The 19,980-nt window shown below is 72.5% G+C and carries 17 protein-coding genes and 1 pseudogene; 16 read left to right on the top strand and 2 right to left on the bottom strand.

What is annotated here, in order from left to right:
• Positions 1-188 precede the first annotated feature (188 nt).
• Entirely contained in the window at positions 189-353 is a 165-nt protein-coding gene (locus VFW79_RS09460) for a hypothetical protein (RefSeq protein ID WP_329677059.1), read from the top strand.
• A 30-nt stretch (positions 354-383) separates the two neighbouring features.
• Here the strand turns inward: VFW79_RS09460 and VFW79_RS09455 are convergent, their stop codons facing one another.
• Positions 384-1,352 (bottom strand): 1,4-dihydroxy-2-naphthoyl-CoA synthase, encoded by a 969-nt coding sequence (locus tag VFW79_RS09455; protein WP_329677058.1) that lies wholly within the window; start codon positions 1,350-1,352, stop codon positions 384-386.
• A 59-nt stretch (positions 1,353-1,411) separates the two neighbouring features.
• Between VFW79_RS09455 and VFW79_RS09450 the strand changes: the two genes are divergently transcribed.
• The 3 genes from VFW79_RS09450 (at position 1,412) to VFW79_RS09440 (ending at position 6,011) form a co-directional block, all read left to right on the top strand.
• Positions 1,412-2,377: an o-succinylbenzoate synthase gene (locus VFW79_RS09450; protein ID WP_329677057.1), complete on the top strand. Its 966-nt coding sequence runs from the start codon at positions 1,412-1,414 to the stop codon at positions 2,375-2,377.
• A 30-nt stretch (positions 2,378-2,407) separates the two neighbouring features.
• A complete protein-coding gene (gene menD, locus VFW79_RS09445; protein WP_329677056.1) occupies positions 2,408-4,198 on the top strand; it encodes a 2-succinyl-5-enolpyruvyl-6-hydroxy-3-cyclohexene-1-carboxylic-acid synthase in 1,791 nt (596 codons plus the stop codon).
• A 130-nt stretch (positions 4,199-4,328) separates the two neighbouring features.
• Positions 4,329-6,011: a S1C family serine protease gene (locus VFW79_RS09440; RefSeq protein ID WP_329677055.1), complete on the top strand. Its 1,683-nt coding sequence runs from the start codon at positions 4,329-4,331 to the stop codon at positions 6,009-6,011.
• A 173-nt stretch (positions 6,012-6,184) separates the two neighbouring features.
• Here VFW79_RS09440 and VFW79_RS09435 read toward each other — a convergent pair whose 3' ends face one another.
• Positions 6,185-7,579 (bottom strand): isochorismate synthase, encoded by a 1,395-nt coding sequence (locus VFW79_RS09435; RefSeq protein WP_329677054.1) that lies wholly within the window; start codon positions 7,577-7,579, stop codon positions 6,185-6,187.
• Positions 7,580-7,638: 59 nt separating this feature from the next.
• Here VFW79_RS09435 and VFW79_RS09430 point away from each other — a divergent pair, with 59 nt between their 5' ends.
• The 12 genes and pseudogenes from VFW79_RS09430 to VFW79_RS09375 form a co-directional block, all read left to right on the top strand.
• On the top strand, positions 7,639-8,334 hold the full coding sequence (locus tag VFW79_RS09430) for a demethylmenaquinone methyltransferase (protein ID WP_329677053.1): 696 nt from the start codon (positions 7,639-7,641) through the stop codon (positions 8,332-8,334).
• A gap of 150 nt (positions 8,335-8,484) precedes the next feature.
• Positions 8,485-9,792: a geranylgeranyl reductase family protein gene (locus VFW79_RS09425; RefSeq protein WP_329677052.1), complete on the top strand. Its 1,308-nt coding sequence runs from the start codon at positions 8,485-8,487 to the stop codon at positions 9,790-9,792.
• Between the two features lie 106 nt (positions 9,793-9,898).
• Entirely contained in the window at positions 9,899-10,261 is a 363-nt protein-coding gene (locus VFW79_RS09420) for an NADH-quinone oxidoreductase subunit A (RefSeq protein ID WP_109130809.1), read from the top strand.
• A 12-nt stretch (positions 10,262-10,273) separates the two neighbouring features.
• Positions 10,274-10,825, top strand: a complete 552-nt coding sequence (locus VFW79_RS09415) for an NADH-quinone oxidoreductase subunit B family protein (RefSeq protein WP_329677051.1) — start codon at positions 10,274-10,276, stop codon at positions 10,823-10,825.
• Positions 10,822-11,565, top strand: a complete 744-nt coding sequence (locus tag VFW79_RS09410) for an NADH-quinone oxidoreductase subunit C (RefSeq protein ID WP_329677050.1) — start codon at positions 10,822-10,824, stop codon at positions 11,563-11,565. The genes VFW79_RS09415 and VFW79_RS09410 overlap by 4 nt, the downstream gene beginning before the upstream one ends.
• Positions 11,562-12,920 carry an NADH-quinone oxidoreductase subunit D gene (locus tag VFW79_RS09405; protein ID WP_329677049.1) on the top strand — a complete coding sequence of 453 codons (1,359 nt, stop codon included), beginning with the start codon at positions 11,562-11,564 and terminating at the stop codon, positions 12,918-12,920. The genes VFW79_RS09410 and VFW79_RS09405 overlap by 4 nt, the downstream gene beginning before the upstream one ends.
• Positions 12,920-13,669, top strand: coding sequence for an NADH-quinone oxidoreductase subunit NuoE (gene nuoE, locus VFW79_RS09400; RefSeq protein WP_329677048.1), 750 nt, complete (start codon positions 12,920-12,922; stop codon positions 13,667-13,669). Before VFW79_RS09405 ends, nuoE begins: the two co-directional genes overlap by 1 nt.
• Positions 13,669-15,015 carry an NADH-quinone oxidoreductase subunit NuoF gene (nuoF, locus tag VFW79_RS09395; protein ID WP_329677047.1) on the top strand — a complete coding sequence of 449 codons (1,347 nt, stop codon included), beginning with the start codon at positions 13,669-13,671 and terminating at the stop codon, positions 15,013-15,015. The genes nuoE and nuoF overlap by 1 nt, the downstream gene beginning before the upstream one ends.
• Complete coding sequence (locus VFW79_RS09390; RefSeq protein ID WP_329677046.1) at positions 15,012-17,660, top strand: NADH-quinone oxidoreductase subunit G; 2,649 nt, start codon at positions 15,012-15,014, stop codon at positions 17,658-17,660. Before nuoF ends, VFW79_RS09390 begins: the two co-directional genes overlap by 4 nt.
• Positions 17,657-19,027 carry an NADH-quinone oxidoreductase subunit NuoH gene (gene nuoH / locus VFW79_RS09385; RefSeq protein WP_329677045.1) on the top strand — a complete coding sequence of 457 codons (1,371 nt, stop codon included), beginning with the start codon at positions 17,657-17,659 and terminating at the stop codon, positions 19,025-19,027. The genes VFW79_RS09390 and nuoH overlap by 4 nt, the downstream gene beginning before the upstream one ends.
• 40 nt (positions 19,028-19,067) lie before the next feature.
• Positions 19,068-19,751 (top strand): NADH-quinone oxidoreductase subunit NuoI, encoded by a 684-nt coding sequence (gene nuoI, locus VFW79_RS09380; protein ID WP_329677060.1) that lies wholly within the window; start codon positions 19,068-19,070, stop codon positions 19,749-19,751.
• Positions 19,748-19,980 (top strand): annotated as a pseudogene (locus VFW79_RS09375) (NADH-quinone oxidoreductase subunit J); the annotation flags it as partial. The gene nuoI and the pseudogene VFW79_RS09375, both read left to right, overlap by 4 nt.

The raw sequence follows: 19,980 nt of genomic DNA, 5'->3' as shown, positions 1-19,980 counted from the left end.
CACCCGGCGCCACCTGGGTCGAGCTCGTGCCGGCCGGCAGCGGGTCGCTGACCCTGGGCTGAGCCCCGCAGCTCCGCCCCGGGGTGGAGGCGGCGCCGGCACGGCTGCTCCCGCCGGGGGAGCCCGCCCACGCGGGATCGGTACCGCGGGCTGATCCGCATCCGCCCGCCCTGACGCAGGGTGGTCGCATGACCACGATCACGTCGGACCACGGTGAGGACCACGGGGAGCGCGTGCACGCGATCGGGGCGGTGCTGGGCGCCGGCGCAGTGCTGCTGGGGCTCCTCATCGGCACCGCCTACGTCGTCAGCCAGCTCGTCTCGTTGCTCTCGTGGACGTTCGTGAGCCGCTGAACCGCGTCAGGCGGGGCGCGCGAGCACTCCTCAGAACGCGTACGGGAATCCGGACCAGTCCGGCTCGCGGTGCTCGAGGAACGCGTCGCGACCCTCGACCGCCTCGTCCGTGAGGTACGCGAGCCGGGTGGCCTCTCCGGCGAAGACCTGCTGACCTGCGAGGCCGTCGTCGGCCAGGTTGAACGCGAACTTGAGCATCCGGATCGCCTGCGGAGACTTCGTCGCGATGATCCGCGCGTACTCGAGGGCGGCGTCCTCGAGGTCGTCGTGGTCGACGACGTCGTTCACGGCGCCCCAGGCGAGCGCGTCCTCGGCCGAGTACTCGCGGGCGAGGAAGAAGATCTCGCGAGCGCGCTTCTGACCGACCTGGCGCGCGAGCAGGGCGGAGCCGTAGCCGCCGTCGAACGAGCCGACGTTCGCGTCGGTCTGCATGAAGCGCGCGTGCTGGCGGGACGCGATCGTGAGGTCGGCCACGACGTGCAGCGAGTGCCCGCCGCCCGCGGCCCATCCGCCGACGACCGCGACGACGACCTTCGGCATCGTCCGGATCAGCCGCTGCACCTCGAGGATGTGGAGCCGCCCGGCGCGGGCCGGGTCGATCGCGTCCGCGGTCTGCGCGTCGGGGTCGTCCGTGTACCGGTAGCCGTCGCGGGCGCGGATGCGCTGGTCGCCGCCCGAGCAGAACGCCCAGCCGCCGTCCTTGGGGCTCGGGCCGTTGCCGGTGAGCAGCACGGTGCCGACGTCGGAGCTCATGCGTGCGTGGTCGAGCGCGCGGTAGAGCTCGTCGACCGTGTGGGGGCGGAACGCGTTGCGGACCTCGGGCCGGTCGAACGCGACACGCACGACGGGTAGGTCACGCTCGGTCGGTGCGCCGTCGTCGGCCACCCCCCGCGCGACGCCTCGGTGGTACGTCATGTCCGTCAGGTCCTCGAACCCGGCGACGGTGCGCCAGCGGCTCGGGTCGAACGTCTCGGACACCTTCGCGGGGATTGCGCTCACGCGCCCAGCGTAGGCGGACCGCAGCAGAGGCGGACTGCAGCCGGCCGTAGCCTGGGGTCATGCCTGACCTGCACGTGTACTCGATCCCGATGCGCACCCGCTTCCGCGGGATCACGGTGCGCGAGGGCGTCCTCGTGCACGGGGCGGCCGGCTGGGGCGAGTTCTCGCCGTTCTGGGACTACGACGCCGCGGAGTCGGCCGCGTGGTGGCGGGCGGCGCGCGAGGCCGCCGACGACGGGTGGCCGCCCGCGGTGCGGACCCACATCGCGGTCAACGTGACGGTCCCCGCGGTCGACGCCACGACTGCGCACCGCATCGTGACCGCGTCCGGGGGCTGCCGGACCGCGAAGGTCAAGGTCGCCGAGCCGGGGCAGTCGGTCGACGACGAGATCGCGCGCCTCGAGGCCGTGCGCGACGCGATCGGGCCGGGGGGTGCGATCCGCATCGACGCGAACGGGCTGTGGGACGTCGACACCGCGCTGTCTCGGCTCTCGGTCCTCGACCGGGCCGCGGGCGGCCTCGAGTACGCCGAGCAGCCCGTCCCGACCGTCGCGGACCTCGCGGCCGTCCGGCGCGCGACCCACGTGCCGATCGCCGCCGACGAGTCGATCCGCCGAGCCGAGGACCCCCTGGCCGTCGTGCGGGCGCATGCCGCGGACATCGTGGTGCTCAAGGTGCAGCCGCTCGGCGGGGTGCGGGCGTGCCTTGCGCTCGCCGAGCAGGTGGGCCTGCCCGTCGTCGTGTCCTCGGCGCTCGAGACGTCGGTCGGCCTCGCTGCGGGGATCGCGCTCGCAGCGGCCCTGTCCGAGCTGCCGTACGCGTGCGGGCTCGCGACGGCCCAGCTGCTCACCGCCGACGTCGTCGCGCACCCCCTCCTGCCCGTCGACGGCGCGATCCGCGTGGACCGGCCCGACGTCGCCCCGGACCTGCTCGAGGCTGTCCGCGCCGATGCGCCGACCCTCGCCCGGTGGCGCGAGCGCCTGGACGCGGTCCGATCCGTCCTGGCAGCGACCGACCGTGGCTGACGCACGCCGCGGCCCGATTACGGTGGGCACGTGACGACTGCTGCGGACAACCCGGCGACCACTGCCGCGCGGGTGCTCGTCCAGGCGCTCGCAGCGCTCGGGGTCCGGGAGGTCGTGCTGGCCCCCGGCTCGCGCAGCGCGCCCCTCGCCTACGCGCTCGCGGACGCGGCCCGGCCCGACGGCGACCGTCCGGACGGTGCGCCGTCCCTCATGCTGCACGTGCGCGTCGACGAGCGGTCCGCCGGGTTCCTCGCGCTCGGGCTGGCCAAGGCCGCGGATGCCGTCGGCGAGACCCGTCCGGTCGCGGTGGTCACGACGTCGGGCACCGCGGTCGCGAACCTGCACCCGGCCGTCCTCGAGGCCTCGCACGCCGGCCTGCCGCTCCTGATCCTCACCGCCGACCGCCCGCACGAGCTGCGCGGCACGGGTGCGAACCAGACCACCGACCAGGTCGGGCTGTTCGGTTCAGCCGTGCGGTTCGCCGCCGACGTGCCCGCGCCGACGGGTCGCACCGGGGAGGGACGTGACCTGCGCCACCTCCTCGCGCGAGCCGTCGCCGCAGCGCTGGGTTCGCGAACCGGTGCGCCTGGTCCGGTCCATCTCGACCTCGCGTTCCGGGAGCCGCTGGCACCGTCCGGCGCGACCTGGCCTGCGCCGTCGACCGCGGGGCTCGTCGAGGTCCGGCGGCGCGCGGTGACGCGGGACGACGGCGAGTCCCACACCGCGCCCGGAGCGTCGGACGACACCGGCACGGTCGTGGTCGCGGGCGACGGCGCCGGTCCGGACGCACGGGCGATCGCCGAGGCGAACGGCTGGCCGCTGCTCGCCGAGCCGTCGTCGGGCGCGCTCGGCGGGCCGTGCGCTGTTGGCGCCTACCGCCTCCTGCTCACCCGGCCGGAGCTCGGCGGGCGGGTGCGTCGGGTGCTCGTGCTCGGGCGCCCCACGCTGTCACGCCCGGTCACGACGCTGCTGGCGCGCGAGGACGTCGAGGTGGTCGTCATCGCCCCGCGCGGTGCCGACTGGCCCGACGCGACACGCTCCGCGGTGCAGGTGCTCGCCGAGGTGCCGGCTCGGCTGCTCGGCCCCTCCGCCGGGGAGAGGCCGCTCTCGGGTGCGTGGCTCGACGCGTGGGTGGCAGCCGGCTCGGCGGCGCTCGCGGCGGTCGACGGCGTCCTGGACCCCGAGGTCCTCGCGGCACCGTCGCGGGCCGGCACCCGCGTGACCGGGCCGCTGCTCGCGCGGGCGGTCGCGCGCGCCACGTCCGGGGACGACGTGCTCGTCGTCGGCTCAAGCAACCCGGTGCGCGACCTCGACCTCGTCGGCGCGTGGGACGCCCCACCGCTCGTGCTCGCGAACCGTGGGCTCGCCGGGATCGACGGGACGCTCTCGACCGCGATCGGGGTCGCTCTGGCGCTGCCGGCGCGTCGCGTGCGGGCGCTCGTCGGGGACCTGACGTTCCTGCACGACGTCGGCGGGCTGCTGCGCGGTTCCCTCGAGGCCACGGCCGACCTGCAGATCGTCGTCGCCAACGACGACGGCGGTTCGATCTTCGCGACCCTCGAGCACGGCGCCCCCGAGCGCGCAGACGTCTTCGAGCGCGTGTTCGGGACCCCGCACGGGGCCGACCTGTCCGCGCTGTGTGCCGCGTACGGCGTCCGGCACACCCGGGTCGGCGACGTCGACGGGCTCGCCCCGGCGCTCGCAGCGCCCGGACCCGGCGTGTCGGTGGTCGAGGTCCGGGTCGACCGTGCCGGTCGGCGCGCGCTCATGGCCCGGATCGCCGACGCGGTCGACGACGCGGTCACAGCCCTCTCGCGCTGAGCCGTCCCCGTCCGCCTCTGCGAGCGACGTCGACCCGCTCGCGAACGATTCGCAGCCGATTCCCAGGAACTCTCAAGACTGCGCACAGCGCCCCCGGGTGTCATGGTGGACAACAAGGAGGGCAGATCCCATGAGCACCGCACCCGAGGTCCCCGGCTCGGCCGAGCCCGAGCAGAACGCAGCGCAGACCACCGGCGGCACGACGCCGGTCGAGTCCGCCGCAGCGTCCGAGCACCCCGCAGCGACCGCGCCGCCGGCAGCGACCGAGCACCCCACCCAGCCCTTGCCGCCGACGCAGGTGACGCAGCCCCTGCCGCCGACGCCCCCGGCCCAGCCTGCCAACCCCTTCCTGCCGCCGCAGCCCGCGCCGGGCGTCGACCCGCGCGTGCACTACGCCGCGCAGCAGTACGTCGCCGCGCAGCAGCACGCGGCCGCTCAGCACGCGGCCGCCCAGGAGGCCGCGGCCCGGCAGCATGCGGCCGCCGCCCAGCACCACGCAGCCCGGTCGGGCGCCGACCCGTTCCTCGCTCCTGGACAGGCGCCCGGTCAGGCGTCCGGCGCGACCGAGCCCGGTGCGGTCCCGACCCAGGCCCGGCGGTCGATCTGGCTGCCGGTCACCGCAGCCGCAGCCGGCGCTGCTCTGCTCGCGAGCTTCGGGACGGCGGCGCTGACCCATGCGTTCGACGACGGCACCTCGAACGCGACGCCCGCGTCGTTCGCGACCATCGGGCAGAGCACCAACTCGTCCGTCCCGGTCGCGGGCTCGACGTCCGACAACCCCGACTGGCAGAAGGTCGCCGCGGCCGTGCAGGCCTCGGTCGTCGCGATCGAGGTCACGACGACCAGCGGCAGCGCGCAGGGCTCGGGCGTCATCCTCGACAAGACCGGCAACATCATCACGAACAACCACGTGGTCGAGGGTGCGCAGGGCGACGTCTCGGTGACGCTCACGGACGGGCGCGTGTTCAAGGCCACGATCGTGGGCAAGGACGCGACGACGGACCTCGCGGTGATCAAGCTCAAGGACGCTCCGAGCGACCTGTCGCCCGCGGCGCTCGGTGACTCGGGCGCGATCGTGGTCGGCCAGCCCGTCATGGCGGTCGGCAACCCGCTCGGCCTGGCCAACACGGTCACGACGGGCATCGTCTCGGCCGTCGACCGGCCGGTGTCGACGTCGACCACGGGCTCGAGCTCGGACGCGGTCGTGACGAACGCGATCCAGATCGACGCGGCGGTCAACCCGGGCAACTCCGGTGGCCCGCTGTTCGACGCCGAGGGCCGGGTCGTCGGCATCACGTCGTCGATCGCGACGCTGTCCAGCTCGTCGGGCTCGATCGGTCTCGGCTTCGCGATCCCGGTGAACCTCGTCAAGAACATCGCAGCGCAGCTCGTCGCCTCGGGCTCCGCGCAGCACGCGTTCCTGGGCGTCTCGCTCAGTGACGGCACGGCGACCGTGGACAACACGACCCGTCTCGGCGCGGTCGTCCAGGAGGTCACGGCCGGCTCACCCGCGGCGAACGCGAGCCTGCAGGCCAAGGACGTGATCGTCGCGATCGACGGCAAGCCGGTCGGCGGCGCCGAGTCCTTGACCGCCTACGTCCGTGGCATGGCGTCCGGCGCACAGGCGACGCTCACGGTGGTCCGTGACGGCAAGGCCATCGACGTGAAGGTCACCCTCGCGACGAAGGCTGCGACCACGCCCAGCTCCGACTCGACCACCCCGACCGACCCGCGGCAGATGACCCCGGACCAGCTGTACAAGTGGTACCAGGAGCAGCAGCAGCAGGGCCAGGGCGGTACCGGCCAGGGCTGACGCAGACGCCCGGGCGGGTGTCCTCCCTTCGCCCCCCGGGAGACGGTCGATGCGGACCCCCCATCCGCGTCCCGTCACAGGAACGGCCGGCACCCCCGGGTGCCGGCCGTTCCTTCGTTCGTCGTTCGTCGCTCGCCGGTTGGTCGCACCCGGGTGGCTGCGGCCCTGCCCAGTCAGTCGGACGCGAGCGCGTCACGCATGGGGATGAGCTTCGCCTCGGACTCGGCGAGCTCGGCGGCCGGGTCGGACGCGGCGACGATCCCGCAGCCGGCGAACAGCCGGATGCGTCGCGGGTCGTCCGGGTCCACCTGCGCCGACCGCAGGGCGATGCCCCACTCGCCGTCGCCGTCGGCACCGAACCAGCCGACGGGCCCGGCGTAGCGGGCACGGTCCATGCCCTCGATCCGGGTGATGAGGTCGCGCGCGGCGGCCGTCGGGGTTCCGCACACGGCGGCCGACGGGTGCAGCGCCGCGGCGAGCGCGAGGCTCGACGGGTGGATGCTCGCGGGTGCGGCGACGCCACCGATGGCGGGCGAGGTGGCGGCGCCGTCGGGAGCCGAGCCGGCCAGGACCCCCGTGACGTCCGAGGCGAGGTGCAGGACGTTGGGCAGGTGCAGGACGAACGGCACGTCGGGCACGTTGATCGACGAGCAGAAGGGTTCGAGAGCGTGGGCGACCGACGCGACCGCGTACTCGTGCTCCTCGAGGTCCTTCGAGGAGTGCGCGAGGATCGCGGCGCGCGCGACGTCCGCGTTCTCGTCGCCCGTGCGCCGGATCGTCCCGGCGAGCACGCGCGAGGTGACCAGGCCCTTCTCCGAGCGGACGAGCAGCTCGGGCGTCGCGCCGAGCATGCCGTCGACCGAGAACGTCCAGCACGACGGGTACTGCCGGGCGAGGCGGTGCAGCGGCCAGCGCACGTCGAGCGGGTCGGCGGTGCGGGCGCAGACGTCGCGCGCGAGCACCACCTTGTCCAGCTCGCCCGCGCGGATCGCCGCGACGCCCTGCCCGACGACGTCGGGCCACCGGTCCGCCGGGACGGCGCCGTCGCCGAACGTGACGGCACCCGGCGAGGGGACGGGTGCCCGAGGACCGACCACGTCGGCGAGCGTGGGGGCAGGGCGCAGGGTCGCGCCCGAGTCGATGGTCGTGAGCCACAGACGGCCCGCACGACGCCCGACGACGACGCGGGGGACGACGACGACGCCGCCCGCCGCGGAGTCCTCGTCGAACGCGAACGAGCCGAACGCGACCGGTCCGGTCCCGGGCAGGCCGACCTCGTCCCGCACGACCGCGTGCGCGAGCACCTCGTGCCAGGCGCGCTCGGCGTCGGCGAACCGGTCGGCGCCGGTGACGGTGATCCGCAGGGCCTCACCCCACCCGACGAGCCCGTCGCCGCGCCGGACCCAGGCGAGCGGGGCGTCGGGCGGCAGCAGGTCGAGCAGAGCGGTCGCGTCGTCGGTGCCGGACGGCGCTCCGACGGTGCGAGGGCCGGGGTGGGCGAGGTCGTCGAGCGCAACCGTCCGTACGACCAAGGGATACGGGACGGCATCGGGCGAGGTGCTGGTCATCGTGTGTCAGGGTACGTCCCCCGGACGTGACACCCCTGCCGACCTGAGACGATGGGGCCATGCCCCGCGCCACCCTCGACAAGGACCCCCGTGCCGTCGCCGCCATGTTCGACGCCGTCGCGCGTCGCTACGACGTGACGAACGACGTCATCTCCCTCGGGCAGGACCGCTACTGGCGCCGGGCGACCCTCGCCGCCGTGGGGGCGCAGCGCGGCGAGCAGGTCCTCGACCTCGCCGCCGGCACCGGGACGTCGAGCGAGCCGCTCGCCGACGCCGGCGTGCGCGTCGTGCCGTGCGACCTGTCGTTCGGGATGCTCGAGGTCGGCAAGCGCCGACGCCCCGACCTCGGGTTCGTCGCCGGTGACGCGACCGCGCTGCCGTTCGCTGACGAGTCGTTCGACGCCGTGACGATCTCGTTCGGGCTGCGCAACGTCGTGGACACCGCCGGTGCGCTCGCCGAGCTGCTGCGGGTGACCCGTCCCGGCGGGCGACTGGTCGTGTGCGAGTTCTCGCGTCCGACGTGGGCCCCGTTCCGGACCGTCTACACCGAGTACCTCATGCGCGCGCTGCCGCCCGTCGCGCGCGCGGTGTCCAAGGAGCCCGACGCCTACGTGTACCTGGCCGAGTCGATCCGCGACTGGCCGGACCAGCAGGGTCTCGGGCAGCTGATCAAGGCCGCCGGGTGGGGTCAGGTCGCATTTCGGAACCTCTCAGGCGGGATCGTCGCGTTGCACCGTGGGGTCCGGCCGTCCTGAGAATCGACGGCCCGGAGCCGCACGTCGGTGCGGCGCCGCAGGGGATGTGAGCAGGGACACAGCTGGTCAACGATGATGAGGTAAGCCTTCGCAGACACGTCGTGGGACGGTGGTTAGACTCGGCAAGTCGTAGCAGGAATGCCTTCACAAATGGGGAAGTCCGTGGTCAATGCAGGGCACGATGACGCTGATGTCATCGTCGTCGGCGCTGGCCCCGCAGGCTCGAGCGCGGCGTACCACTGCGCGTCGGCCGGCCTGGATGTGCTGCTCCTCGACAAGGCGTCGTTCCCTCGGGACAAGATCTGCGGCGACGGCCTGACGCCCCGCGCGGTCAAGGAGCTCGTCGCCATGGGCGTGCCGCTCCGCGAGAGCGACGGCTGGATCCGCAACAAGGGTCTGCGCGTGGTCGGTGGCGGTCACCGCCTCGAGCTGCCCTGGCCCGAGCTGTCGAGCTACCCGTCCTACGGGCTGGCGCGCACGCGTATGAGCCTCGACCACGCGCTCGTCGAGCACGCCCGTGCCGCCGGCGCCAAGCTGCTCGAGCGCACCAACGTCACGGGCCCGGTGCTCGACGAGCGCACGGGTCGCGTCGTCGGCGTCACGGCCCGGCCGGTGGACGACGACGGTCGGCGCAGCGGCGACGAGATCACCTACCGGGCGCCCGTCGTCATCGCCGCCGACGGCGTGTCCGCACGGCTCGCGACCGGCCTGGGGCTCGCCAAGCGCGACGACCGCCCGATGGGTGTCGCGGTGCGCACGTACTTCCGCACGCCGCGCGACCAGGACCCCTGGATGGAGAGCCACCTCGAGCTGTGGGACGGCGCCCCCGGGCGGTCCAACCTCATGCCCGGCTACGGCTGGATCTTCTCGCTCGGTGACGGCACCGCGAACGTGGGCCTCGGCAGCGTGTCGTCGACGGCCGCCGCGACGAAGGTCGACTACAAGGACCTGTTCGGGAAGTGGATGGCCAACGCGCCCGCCGAGTGGGAGTTCACGCCCGACAACCAGATCGGCCCGGTCCGCGGCGCCGCGCTGCCCATGGGCTTCAACCGCGGGCCGCTCTACGGGCGCGGCCTCATGCTCGCCGGCGACTCGGCCGGCATGGTCAGCCCGTTCAACGGTGAGGGCATCGCGTACGGGCTGCAGGCCGGCCGGTTCGCCGCCGACGCCGTCGTCCAGGCGGCCTCGCGCGGGTCGGCCGCGGGTCGCGAGCGCGCACTCGGGACCTACGCGACCCGCATGAAGGACGACCTCGGTGGGTACTACACGCTCGGCCGCTACTTCGTGAAGATCATCGAGCACCCGCAGATCATGCGGCTGTGCACGCGGTACGGGCTGCCCCGCCCGCTGCTGATGCGCTTCACGCTCAAGCTGCTCTCGGACTGCTACGAGCCACGCGGTGGCGACGTCGTCGACCGCGTCATCTCGGGTCTGACCAAGATCGTCCCGGCAGCATGAGCGACGACCGCACGCCCCTCGACCGTTCCACGACAGGCTGTTCTCCGACCGACCGCAGGACCTCGGCACCGAGGCCCACCCAATCCCTGACCGGGAGGGCTCTGAGATGACCAACCCGTACGTGCCGATCCTGGTGATGATGGGGATCGCCGCTGTGCTCGCCCTCGGTGGCGTCGGCGCGAGCGCGATCCTCGGCCCGCGCCGCTACAACCGCGCCAAGCTCGACGCGTACGAGTGCGGCATCGAGCCGACCCCGCACGCCGTCGGCGGTGGCCGGTTCCCGATCAAGTACTACCTCGTCGCGATGACGTTCATCATCTTCGACATCGAGGTCGTCTTCCTCTATCCGTGGGCCGTGAACTTCACGGAGCTCGCCGTGTTCGGCCTCGTCGCGATGATGGGCTTCCTGGCCATCATCACGGTGCCGTTCGTGTACGAGTGGCGCCGCGGTGGACTCGAGTGGGACTAGGGGTGAGCTGACATGGGCATCGAAGAGGCACCCTCCGGGTTCCTGCTGACGACGGTCGAGGATCTCGTCGGCTACTTCCGCAAGGGCTCGCTGTGGCCGGTCACGTTCGGCCTGGCGTGCTGCGCGATCGAGATGATGGCGACCGGGACGTCGCGCTTCGACATCTCGCGCTTCGGCATGGAGGTCTTCCGCGCGTCGCCGCGGCAGGCGGACCTCATGATCGTCGCGGGGCGCGTGAGCCAGAAGATGGCACCCGTGGTCCGGCAGGTCTACGACCAGATGCCGGAGCCCAAGTGGGTCCTGTCGATGGGCGTGTGCGCGTCGTCGGGCGGGATGTTCAACAACTACGCGATCGTGCAGGGCGTCGACCACATCGTGCCGGTCGACATCTACCTGCCCGGTTGTCCGCCCCGCCCCGAGATGCTCATCAATGCGATCCTCGCGCTGCACGAGCAGATCCAGTCCACGCCGCTCGGCGTGAACCGCGAGGAGGCGGCCCGCGCCGCCGAGGCTGCGGCGCTCGCCGCGACGCCGACGTCCCACATGACAGGGCTGCTGCGATGAGCGACGCTCCCCAGGAACCGACGAGCGCGGCCGAGCTCGAGGGCGCCTCCACGGCGGTGTCCCCGGGCGGGCGCGCGCCGCTCGACGTCCTCGACGTCCGGATGGGGCAGTTCGGCGCACCCGGCACCGGCGACACCTCCGGGTTCGGCCGCCTCGTGACGACGATCGTCCTGCCCGGCCCGTCCGCGAGGCCCTACGGCGGCTGGTTCGACGAGGTCGTCGACATCCTCGCCGAGGTCCTCGAGGAGTCCGGCACGGCGTTCGACGCGGCGATCGAGTCCGTCGTCGTGGACCGCGGCGAGCTCACGCTCAACGTCGCCCGCGAGCACATCGTGACGGTCTGCCGCGCGCTGCGCGACGACCAGGACCTGCGCTTCGAGCTGAGCCTCGGCGTCTCCGGCGCGCACTACCCGCACGACATCGGCCGTGAGCTGCACGCGGTCTACCACCTGGTGTCGGTCACGCACAGCAGGCGGCTGCGGCTCGAGGTCTCGGTCCCGGACGGCGACGCGCACATCCCGTCGACCGTCGCGGTGTACCCCACCCACGACTGGCACGAGCGCGAGACCTGGGACTTCTTCGGCATCGAGTTCGACGGGCACCCCGCGCTCGCGCGCATCGAGATGCCCGACGACTGGCCTGGGCACCCCCAGCGCAAGGACTACCCCCTCGGGGGGATCCCGGTCGAGTACAAGGGCGCCACCGTGCCGCCCCCGGACCAGCGGAGGTCGTACCGATGACATCGAGCACCCCGGGCGCACCCCGCTCCACCGGCCACATCGTCGACGAGGACGCCACCGGCATCCCGTCGTTCGAGGCCGCGGGCGGCGACTGGTCCGAGATCGCCGAAGAGGCCGCACGGCTCGGCGAGGAACGCATCGTCGTCAACATGGGACCGCAGCACCCGTCGACCCACGGCGTGCTCCGGCTCATGCTCGAGATCGACGGTGAGACGGTCACCGAGGCCCGCGCGGGCGTCGGCTACCTCCACACCGGCATCGAGAAGAACATGGAGTTCCGTACCTGGACCCAGGGCGTGACGTACTGCACGCGCATGGACTACGTCGCGCCGATCTCCTCGGAGGCCGTGTACTGCCTGGCCGTCGAGAAGCTCCTCGGCATCACGAACGACATCCCCGAGCGTGCGACGGTCATCCGGGTCCTGATGATGGAGCTCAACCGGATCAGCTCGCACCTGGTCTGCCTCGCGTCGGGCGGCAACGAGCTCGGCGCCACCACGATCATGATGAGCGGCTTCACGGCCCGCGAAGAGGTCCTCAAGATCTTCGAGCTGATCACCGGCCTACGCATGAACCACGCGTACCTGCGCCCCGGCGGCGTCGCGCAGGACATCCCTCCGGGCGCGCTCGACACGATCCGCGAGGCCCTGGTCACGATCAAGCGCTACATGCGCCAGCTCGAGGACCTCATGCTCGGCAACCCGATCTTGCAGGGCCGCATGAAGGGCGTGGGCTACCTCAACCTGTCGGGCTGCATGGCGCTCGGCATGACCGGTCCCGTCCTGCGCTCGGCGGGCCTCCCGTACGACGTGCGCAAGGCCGCGCCGTACTGCGGCTACGAGACGTACGACTTCGAGATCCCCGTCGCCGAGACGGCCGACGCCTGGGGCCGGATGATCGTCCGGATCGAGGAGATCTACCAGTCCATGCGCATCGTCGAGCAGACGGTCGACCGGCTCCAGGCGTCCGGCCCGGGCCCGGTCATGGTCGCCGACAAGAAGATCGCGTGGCCCGCACAGCTCGCGATCGGCTCGGACGGCATGGGCAACTCGCTCGACCACATCCGGGAGATCATGGGCACCTCGATGGAGGCCCTGATCCACCACTTCAAGCTCGTGACGGAGGGCTTCCGGGTCCCCGCGGGCCAGGTGTACCAGAGCGTCGAGGCGCCCCGCGGCGAGCTCGGCGTGCACCTCGTGTCCGACGGTGGCACCAAGCCGTACCGGGCGCACTTCCGTGACCCGTCGTTCAACAACCTGCAGGCCGTGTCGGTCATGTGCGAGGGCGGCATGCTCGCCGACGTCGTCGTGGCCGTCGCGTCGCTGGACCCTGTCCTGGGAGGGGTGGACCGCTGATGTCCGTCGAGAGCACACCGTCGACCGCGGGCGCTGCCGTCCGTCGCAGCGCCTATGACGACGCCACGCGCGCTCGGCTGGATGCCGACGCCGCGCAGGTCGTCGCGCGCTACCCCGAGGCCCGCTCGGCGCTCCTGCCGCTGCTGCACCTCGTGCAGAGCGAGGACGGGTACGTGAGTCCGGCCGGCATCGCGTTCTGCGCCGAGACGCTCGACCTGTCGACCGCCGAGGTCTCGGCCGTCGCCACGTTCTACACGCAGTACAAGCGGCGCCCGAACGGCGAGTACACCGTGGGGGTCTGTACCAACACGCTGTGCGCGGTCATGGGTGGCGACGCGATCTGGGAGGAGCTGTCCGACCACCTCGGCGTCGGCAACGACGAGACCACCGCGGACGGCGCGATCACGCTCGAGCGCGTCGAGTGCAACGCGGCCTGCGACTACGCGCCGGTCGTCATGGTCAACTGGGAGTTCTTCGACAACCAGACGCCCGCGAGCGCGGTCGAGACCGTCGACAGGCTGCGGGCCGGCGAGCCGGTCGCCCCGACGCGGGGTGCCGCGAGCGTCTGCTCGTTCAAGGCCATGTCGCGCGTCCTCGCCGGGTTCACCGACGGCCGCGCCGACGAGGGCGTGGGTGCGGGCGAGGCCACGACGCGCGGCACGGTGCTGGCCCGCGAGCGCGGCTGGACCGCGCCGCCGTTCCCGGCCGCTGGCGCGAACCAGCCCACCGACCAGGTGAAGGGCTCCTGATGACCGAGGCGACGACCCTGACCCCGGTGCTGACCAAGAACTGGGAGGCCGACCGCTCCTGGACCCTGGCGACGTACCTGAAGAACGGTGGCTACCGCGGTCTGCGCGCGGCGCTCGCGATGGCGCCGGCCGACGTGGTGACCGCGGTCAAGGACTCCGGGCTGCGCGGCCGTGGCGGCGCGGGGTTCCCGACGGGCATGAAGTGGGGCTTCCTGCCCGCGCCCGACGGCGGCCCGCGCTACCTCGTGATCAACGCGGACGAGTCGGAGCCGGGGACCTGCAAGGACATCCCGCTCATGCTCGCGAGCCCGCAGGAGCTCATCGAGGGCGCGATCATCACGTCCTACGCGATCGGCTGCCACCACGCGTTCATCTACGTGCGCGGCGAGGTCGTGCACGTCTACCGGCGGCTGCTCAACGCGGTCGCGGAGGCCAGGGCGGCCGGGTACGTCGGGGACAACATCCTGGGCACCGGCTTCGACCTCGAGATCACGGTGCACGCCGGTGCCGGCGCGTACATCTGCGGCGAGGAGACGGCGCTGCTCGACTCGCTCGAGGGCCGGCGCGGTCAGCCGCGCCTCAAGCCGCCGTTCCCCGCGGTCGCGGGTCTGTACGCACGCCCGACTGTGGTCAACAACGTCGAGTCGATCGCCTCGGTGCCGTCGATCCTCGAGGGTGGCGCGGACTGGTTCAAGTCCATGGGGACCGAGCGCTCGACCGGCTTCGGACTGTTCTCCCTGTCGGGGCACGTCACGCGCCCGGGCCAGTACGAGGCGCCGCTCGGCATCACGCTGCGCGAGCTCCTCGACATGGCCGGCGGCGTCCGCGAGGGCCACGAGCTGAAGTTCTGGACGCCCGGCGGGTCGTCCACCCCGCTGTTCACGGCCGAGCACCTCGACGTGCCGCTCGACTACGAGTCGGTCGGCAAGGCCGGCTCGATGCTCGGCACGCGCGCGCTGCAGATCTTCGACGAGACGACGTCCGTCGTCCGGGCTGTGGCGCGCTGGACCGCGTTCTACAAGCACGAGTCGTGCGGCAAGTGCACGCCGTGCCGCGAGGGCACGTACTGGCTCGACCAGATCATGAAGCGCCTCGTCGCCGGCGAGGGCACGACCGAGGACATCGACACGCTGCTCGACCTGTGCGACAACATCCTCGGGCGCGCGTTCTGCGCGCTCGGCGACGGTGCGACGAGCCCGGTCACGTCCGCGATCCAGTACTTCCGCGACGAGTTCGAGGCGGGCACCCACACGCCCGCCGACGTGCTCTTCCCACCGGAGCGAAGCTCGCTGTTCACCTACACCCCGCGCCGTGGCGCCGGGCAGCTCGCGGGGGTACACGCATGACGACCACCACACCGAAGCCCTCGACCGGGATCCTCGTGCCCCCGCCGGCGGCAGCGGAGACGCCGCTCGACCCGGCGACCGCCGTGACGTTCTCGATCGACGACATCGAGATGGCGGTGCCCAAGGGCACGCTCGTCATCCGGGCCGCCGAGCAGGTGGGCATCGCGATCCCGCGGTTCTGCGACCACCCGCTGCTCGCGCCCGTGGGTGCGTGCCGTCAGTGCCTCGTCGAGGTGTGGGCCCCTGGCCGTGACGGCAAGCTCGCCAAGATGCCCAAGCCCCAGCCGTCGTGCACCCTCGAGGCGACGCCGGGCATGCAGGTCAAGACGCAGCTGACGTCCGCCGAGAGCGACAAGGCGCAGCACGGCGTCATGGAGCTGCTGCTCATCAACCACCCGCTCGACTGCCCGGTCTGCGACAAGGGCGGCGAGTGCCCCCTGCAGAACCAGGCGATGAGCAACGGCCGCAGCCAGAGCCGCTTCGTCGACATCAAGCGGACGTTCCCCAAGCCGATCGCGATCTCGACGCAGATCCTGCTCGACCGTGAGCGCTGCATCCTGTGCCAGCGGTGCACGCGGTTCTCGAAGGAGATCGCGGGCGACCCGTTCATCGACCTGCAGAAGCGTGGCGCGAACCAGCAGATCGGTCGGTTCGACACCGGTGTCCTCGGCTACGCGACCGGCGGGACGCCCGGCGAGGCCGGGTTCGCCGACCTGCCGATCGGCCCGGCCGAGCTCGTCGACGGGTCCGGAGCGCCGTTCGCCTCGTACTTCTCCGGCAACACCGTGCAGATCTGCCCGGTCGGTGCGCTCACGAGCGCGGCGTACCGGTTCCGTTCGCGACCGTTCGACCTCGTCTCGACCCCGGGTGTCGCGGAGCACGACTCGTCCGGCTCGGCGATCCGCGTCGACCACCGCCGCGGCGTCGTCCTGCGTCGGCTCGCGGGGGAGGACCCCGCGGTCAACGAGGAGTGGATCACCGACAAGGACCGGTTCGCCTTCGCCTGGCAGTCCGCACCGGACCGCCTGCGGTCCCCGCTCGTGCGCGACGCGGCGACCGGTGAGCTCGTCCCGGCGAGCTGGCCCGAGGCCCTCGAGGTCGCGGCGGCAGGTCTCGCCGCGGCGATCGGCGCCGACGCTGGTTCGACCGGTGCGCGCGGCGTCGGGGTGCTCCCCGGTGGCCGCCTCACGATCGAGGACGCCTACGCATACTCGAAGTTCGCGCGCGTCGCGCTCGGCACCAACGACATCGACCTGCGGTCTCGGCCGCACTCGGCGGAGGAGGAGGCGTTCCTCGCCTCGAGCGTCGCCGGGCGCCCCCTCGACGTCACGTTCACGGACCTCGAGCGGTCCCCGCGGGTGCTGCTCGTCGCCCTCGAGGCCGAGGAGGAGGCCGGGGTCGCGTTCCTGCGGCTGCGCAAGGGAGTCCTCGCCGGTCGCACGCACGTGACGTCGGTCGCACCGTTCGCGACCCGCGCGCTCGACCGCCTCGACGGCACGCTCCTCGCGGCTGCGCCCGGCACGGAGCCGGAGGTGCTCGACGCGATCGCGACGGACGCCCCCGAAACCGAGCTGAGCGCGCTCGCGGCGGAGCTCGGGCTCGGCGGCGCCCTGATCCTCGTGGGTGAGCGCCTCGGTGCGATCCCCGGCGGGCTGTCCGCGGTGCGCCGGCTGGCCGACCGCACGGGAGCCCGCCTCGCGTGGATCCCGCGGCGTGCGGGCGAGCGCGGCGGCATCGAGGTCGGCGCGCTGCCGAGCCTCCTCCCCGGTGGTCGTCCGGTCGCCCAGGCCGCGGCCCGGGTCGACGTCGCCGCGGTGTGGGGCGTCGACCACCTGCCCGAGCAGCCGGGCCGTTCGGTCTCGGCGATGCTCGAGGCGGCCCGGACCGGCTCGCTCGCGGGTCTCGTCGTCGGCGGCGTCGACGTCCGCGACCTTCCCGACCCTGCCGCGGCGCGCGAGGCGCTCGCCGCCGTGGGCTTCCTGGTCTCGCTCGAGGTGCGTCCCTCCGAGGTCACTGACCTGGCGGACGTCGTCCTGCCGGTCGCGCCCCCGGTCGAGAAGCCGGGCACGTACCTCAACTGGGAGGGTCGGCCGCGGCCGTTCCCGCAGGCCCTGACGTCGACCGCGATGTCCGACCACCGCGTCCTCGACGCCCTGGCCGACGCGCTCGGCGTGACGCTCGGGCTGCGCACCCTCACCGAGGTCCACGACGAGCTCGACGACCTGGGTGCGTGGGACGGCGAGCGCATCGCCGCACCGCAGGCGGAGTCGGTCGAGCCGCCCGCGATCGCTCCTGGTCACGCGGTCCTCGCGACGTGGCACCAGCTGCTCGACGCCGGTCACCTGCAGGACGGCGAGGTGTTCCTCGCGGGCACGGCCAAGCGGCCGGTGGCTCGCATCTCGGCGGCAACGGCTGCCGGGGTCGGCGTGGCGGACGGCGACCTGCTCGACGTGTCGACCGACGCGGGTACGGTGACGCTGCCGGTCGCGGTGACGCCGATGGGCGACCACATCGTGTGGCTGCCGACCTGCTCACCCGGCAGCGAGGTCCGCGACACGCTGCGGGCCGGCTCCGGGGCGCTGGTCCGGCTGGCCGTAGGCAGCACCGACCTGACCGTCGGCACAGACTCGGAGGTGCAGTCATGACGCTGCTCGCTGCTGCGCTCCCGGCGGCGTCAGGGGCGCAGTTCCCCGTGACCGCCGACTTCAGCCACGACAACGGCTGGATCTGGCTGCTCAAGGCCGTCGTCATCATCGTGTTCCTGCTCACGAGCGTCCTCATCGCGATCTGGTTCGAGCGCAAGGTCGTCGGGCGCATGCAGGAGCGTCCCGGGCCCAACGTGCACGGGCCGTTCGGCCTGCTGCAGTCGCTCGCCGACGCGATGAAGCTCCTGTTCAAGGAGGACATCACCGTCAAGGCGGCCGACAAGGTCGTCTACATCGTGGCGCCGATGATCGCGGTGTTCTGCTCGCTCCTGACGTTCGCGGTCATCCCCTTCGGGCCGGCCGTGAGCATGTTCGGGATCGTCACGCCGCTGCAGCTGACAGACTTCCCGGTCGCGATCCTCTACGTCCTGGCGTGCGCCTCGGTCGGCGTGTACGGCATCGTGCTCGGCGGCTGGTCCTCGGGCTCGACGTACCCGCTGCTGGGCTCGGTCCGCTCGACCGCGCAGGTCATCTCGTACGAGCTCGCGATGGGGCTGTCGCTCGTGAGCGTGTTCATCATCGCGGGGTCGATGTCGACCTCCCAGATCGTGAGCTCGCAGACGGCCGTCTGGTGGTTCCTGCCGCTGCTGCCCGCCTTCGTCATCTACGTGATCTCGATGGTCGGCGAGACGAACCGGCTGCCGTTCGACCTGCCCGAGGCCGAGGGCGAGCTCGTGTCCGGCTTCATGACCGAGTACTCGTCGATGAAGTTCGCGTGGTTCTTCCTCGCGGAGTACATCAACATGCTGAACGTCTCGGCGGTCGCCACGACGCTGTTCTTCGGCGGTTGGCGGGCACCGTGGCCGATCTCGGCCATCAACGACGGCATGTTCAACCTCGGCTGGTGGCCCGTCCTCTGGTTCCTCGCCAAGATGTGGCTGTTCATGTTCCTGTTCGTGTGGATCCGCGGCACGCTGCTGCGCTTCCGGTACGACCAGTTCATGACGTTCGGCTGGAAGGTGCTCATCCCGGCCGCGCTGGGCTGGGTCGTGTGCGTCTCCGTCGTCCAGGGTGTCCGGCAGTTCTCGGGCCTGGACCTTCGAGCGATCCTGTTCGGGCTGGCCGGCGTGGTGCTCGTCGGCGTCCTGGTGTCCTTCCTCATCCCGGAGAAGAAGCCACAACCAGGTCCGGGCGCAGGTGGTCCACCCATGGTGTTCGACCCGTTCGCGGGCGGCTACCCGGTCCCGCCCATGCCCGGCCAGGTCCTTCCCCCGTCCCCTCGCGCGCAGCGCGCGTCCGCCCGTGCCGCGTCGACCGCGGACCAGACGACGACCCCGCAGGTCACGCAGGAGGTGCACGGTGGCTGACCCGTCCAAGGACGTCACGCCTCGCCCCACGGCAGGCGACGTGGCGGCCCCGACCGCGTACACGTCGCTCATCCCGACCCGTACGGGGATCAAGGAGGTCGTCGCGCCGTTCGCGGGCTTCGGCGTCACGTTCTCGAACATGTTCCGGCCCATGGTCACGGAGCAGTACCCGTTCGAGCGCGTCCCCACCCAGCCGCGGTACCACGGCCGCCACCAGCTCAACCGCTATGCGGACGGGCTCGAGAAGTGCATCGGCTGCGAGCTGTGCGCCTGGGCGTGCCCCGCAGACGCGATCTACGTCGAGGCCGCCGACAACACGCCGGACGAGCAGTTCTCGCCCGGCGAGCGGTACGGCAGCGTCTACCAGATCAACTACCTGCGCTGCATCTTCTGTGCGCTGTGCATCGAGGCGTGCCCGACGCGGGCGCTCACGATGACCAACGACTTCGAGCTCGCAGGCCCGACCCGCGCCGGGCTCATATACGAGAAGCAGGACCTGCTCGCGCCCCTGGGGGACGGGATGCTCGCTGCACCGCACCCGATGGTCCCGAGCACGACGGACACCGACTACTACCGCGGAGAGGTCACGGGCGCGACGCCCGAGCAGGTCGCGTGGGTCGCCGAGCACCGCCCGGACGACCCGACGCTGCCGGCCGCGTCGCGCACCTCGTCGGCCGCCGCGTCGACCACCACCTCGACGACCGCAGCGGGGGAGACCCGATGAGCCTGCTCGCGACCGCCGTGCCGGCGGTGCTGACCGGAACCCTCCCGACGGCGCTCACGACCGCCGGGGTGACGACCACCTCGGAGGCCGTCCTGTTCTGGGTGCTCGGCCCGGTCATGGTCCTCGGGGCCCTGGGCCTGCTGTTCGCCCGCAAGGCCGTCCACGCCGCGATGTCCGTCGTCGTCGTGATGATCTCGCTCGCGTTCCTCTACGTCGCGCAGGACGCCGC

Source organism: Cellulomonas sp., from assembly GCF_036279715.1.
In the GTDB taxonomy this organism is placed as follows: Bacteria; Actinomycetota; Actinomycetes; order Actinomycetales; family Cellulomonadaceae; genus Cellulomonas_A.
Note: the sequence above shows the minus strand (reverse complement) of the source record. Positions and strands in the feature narration are given on the sequence as shown.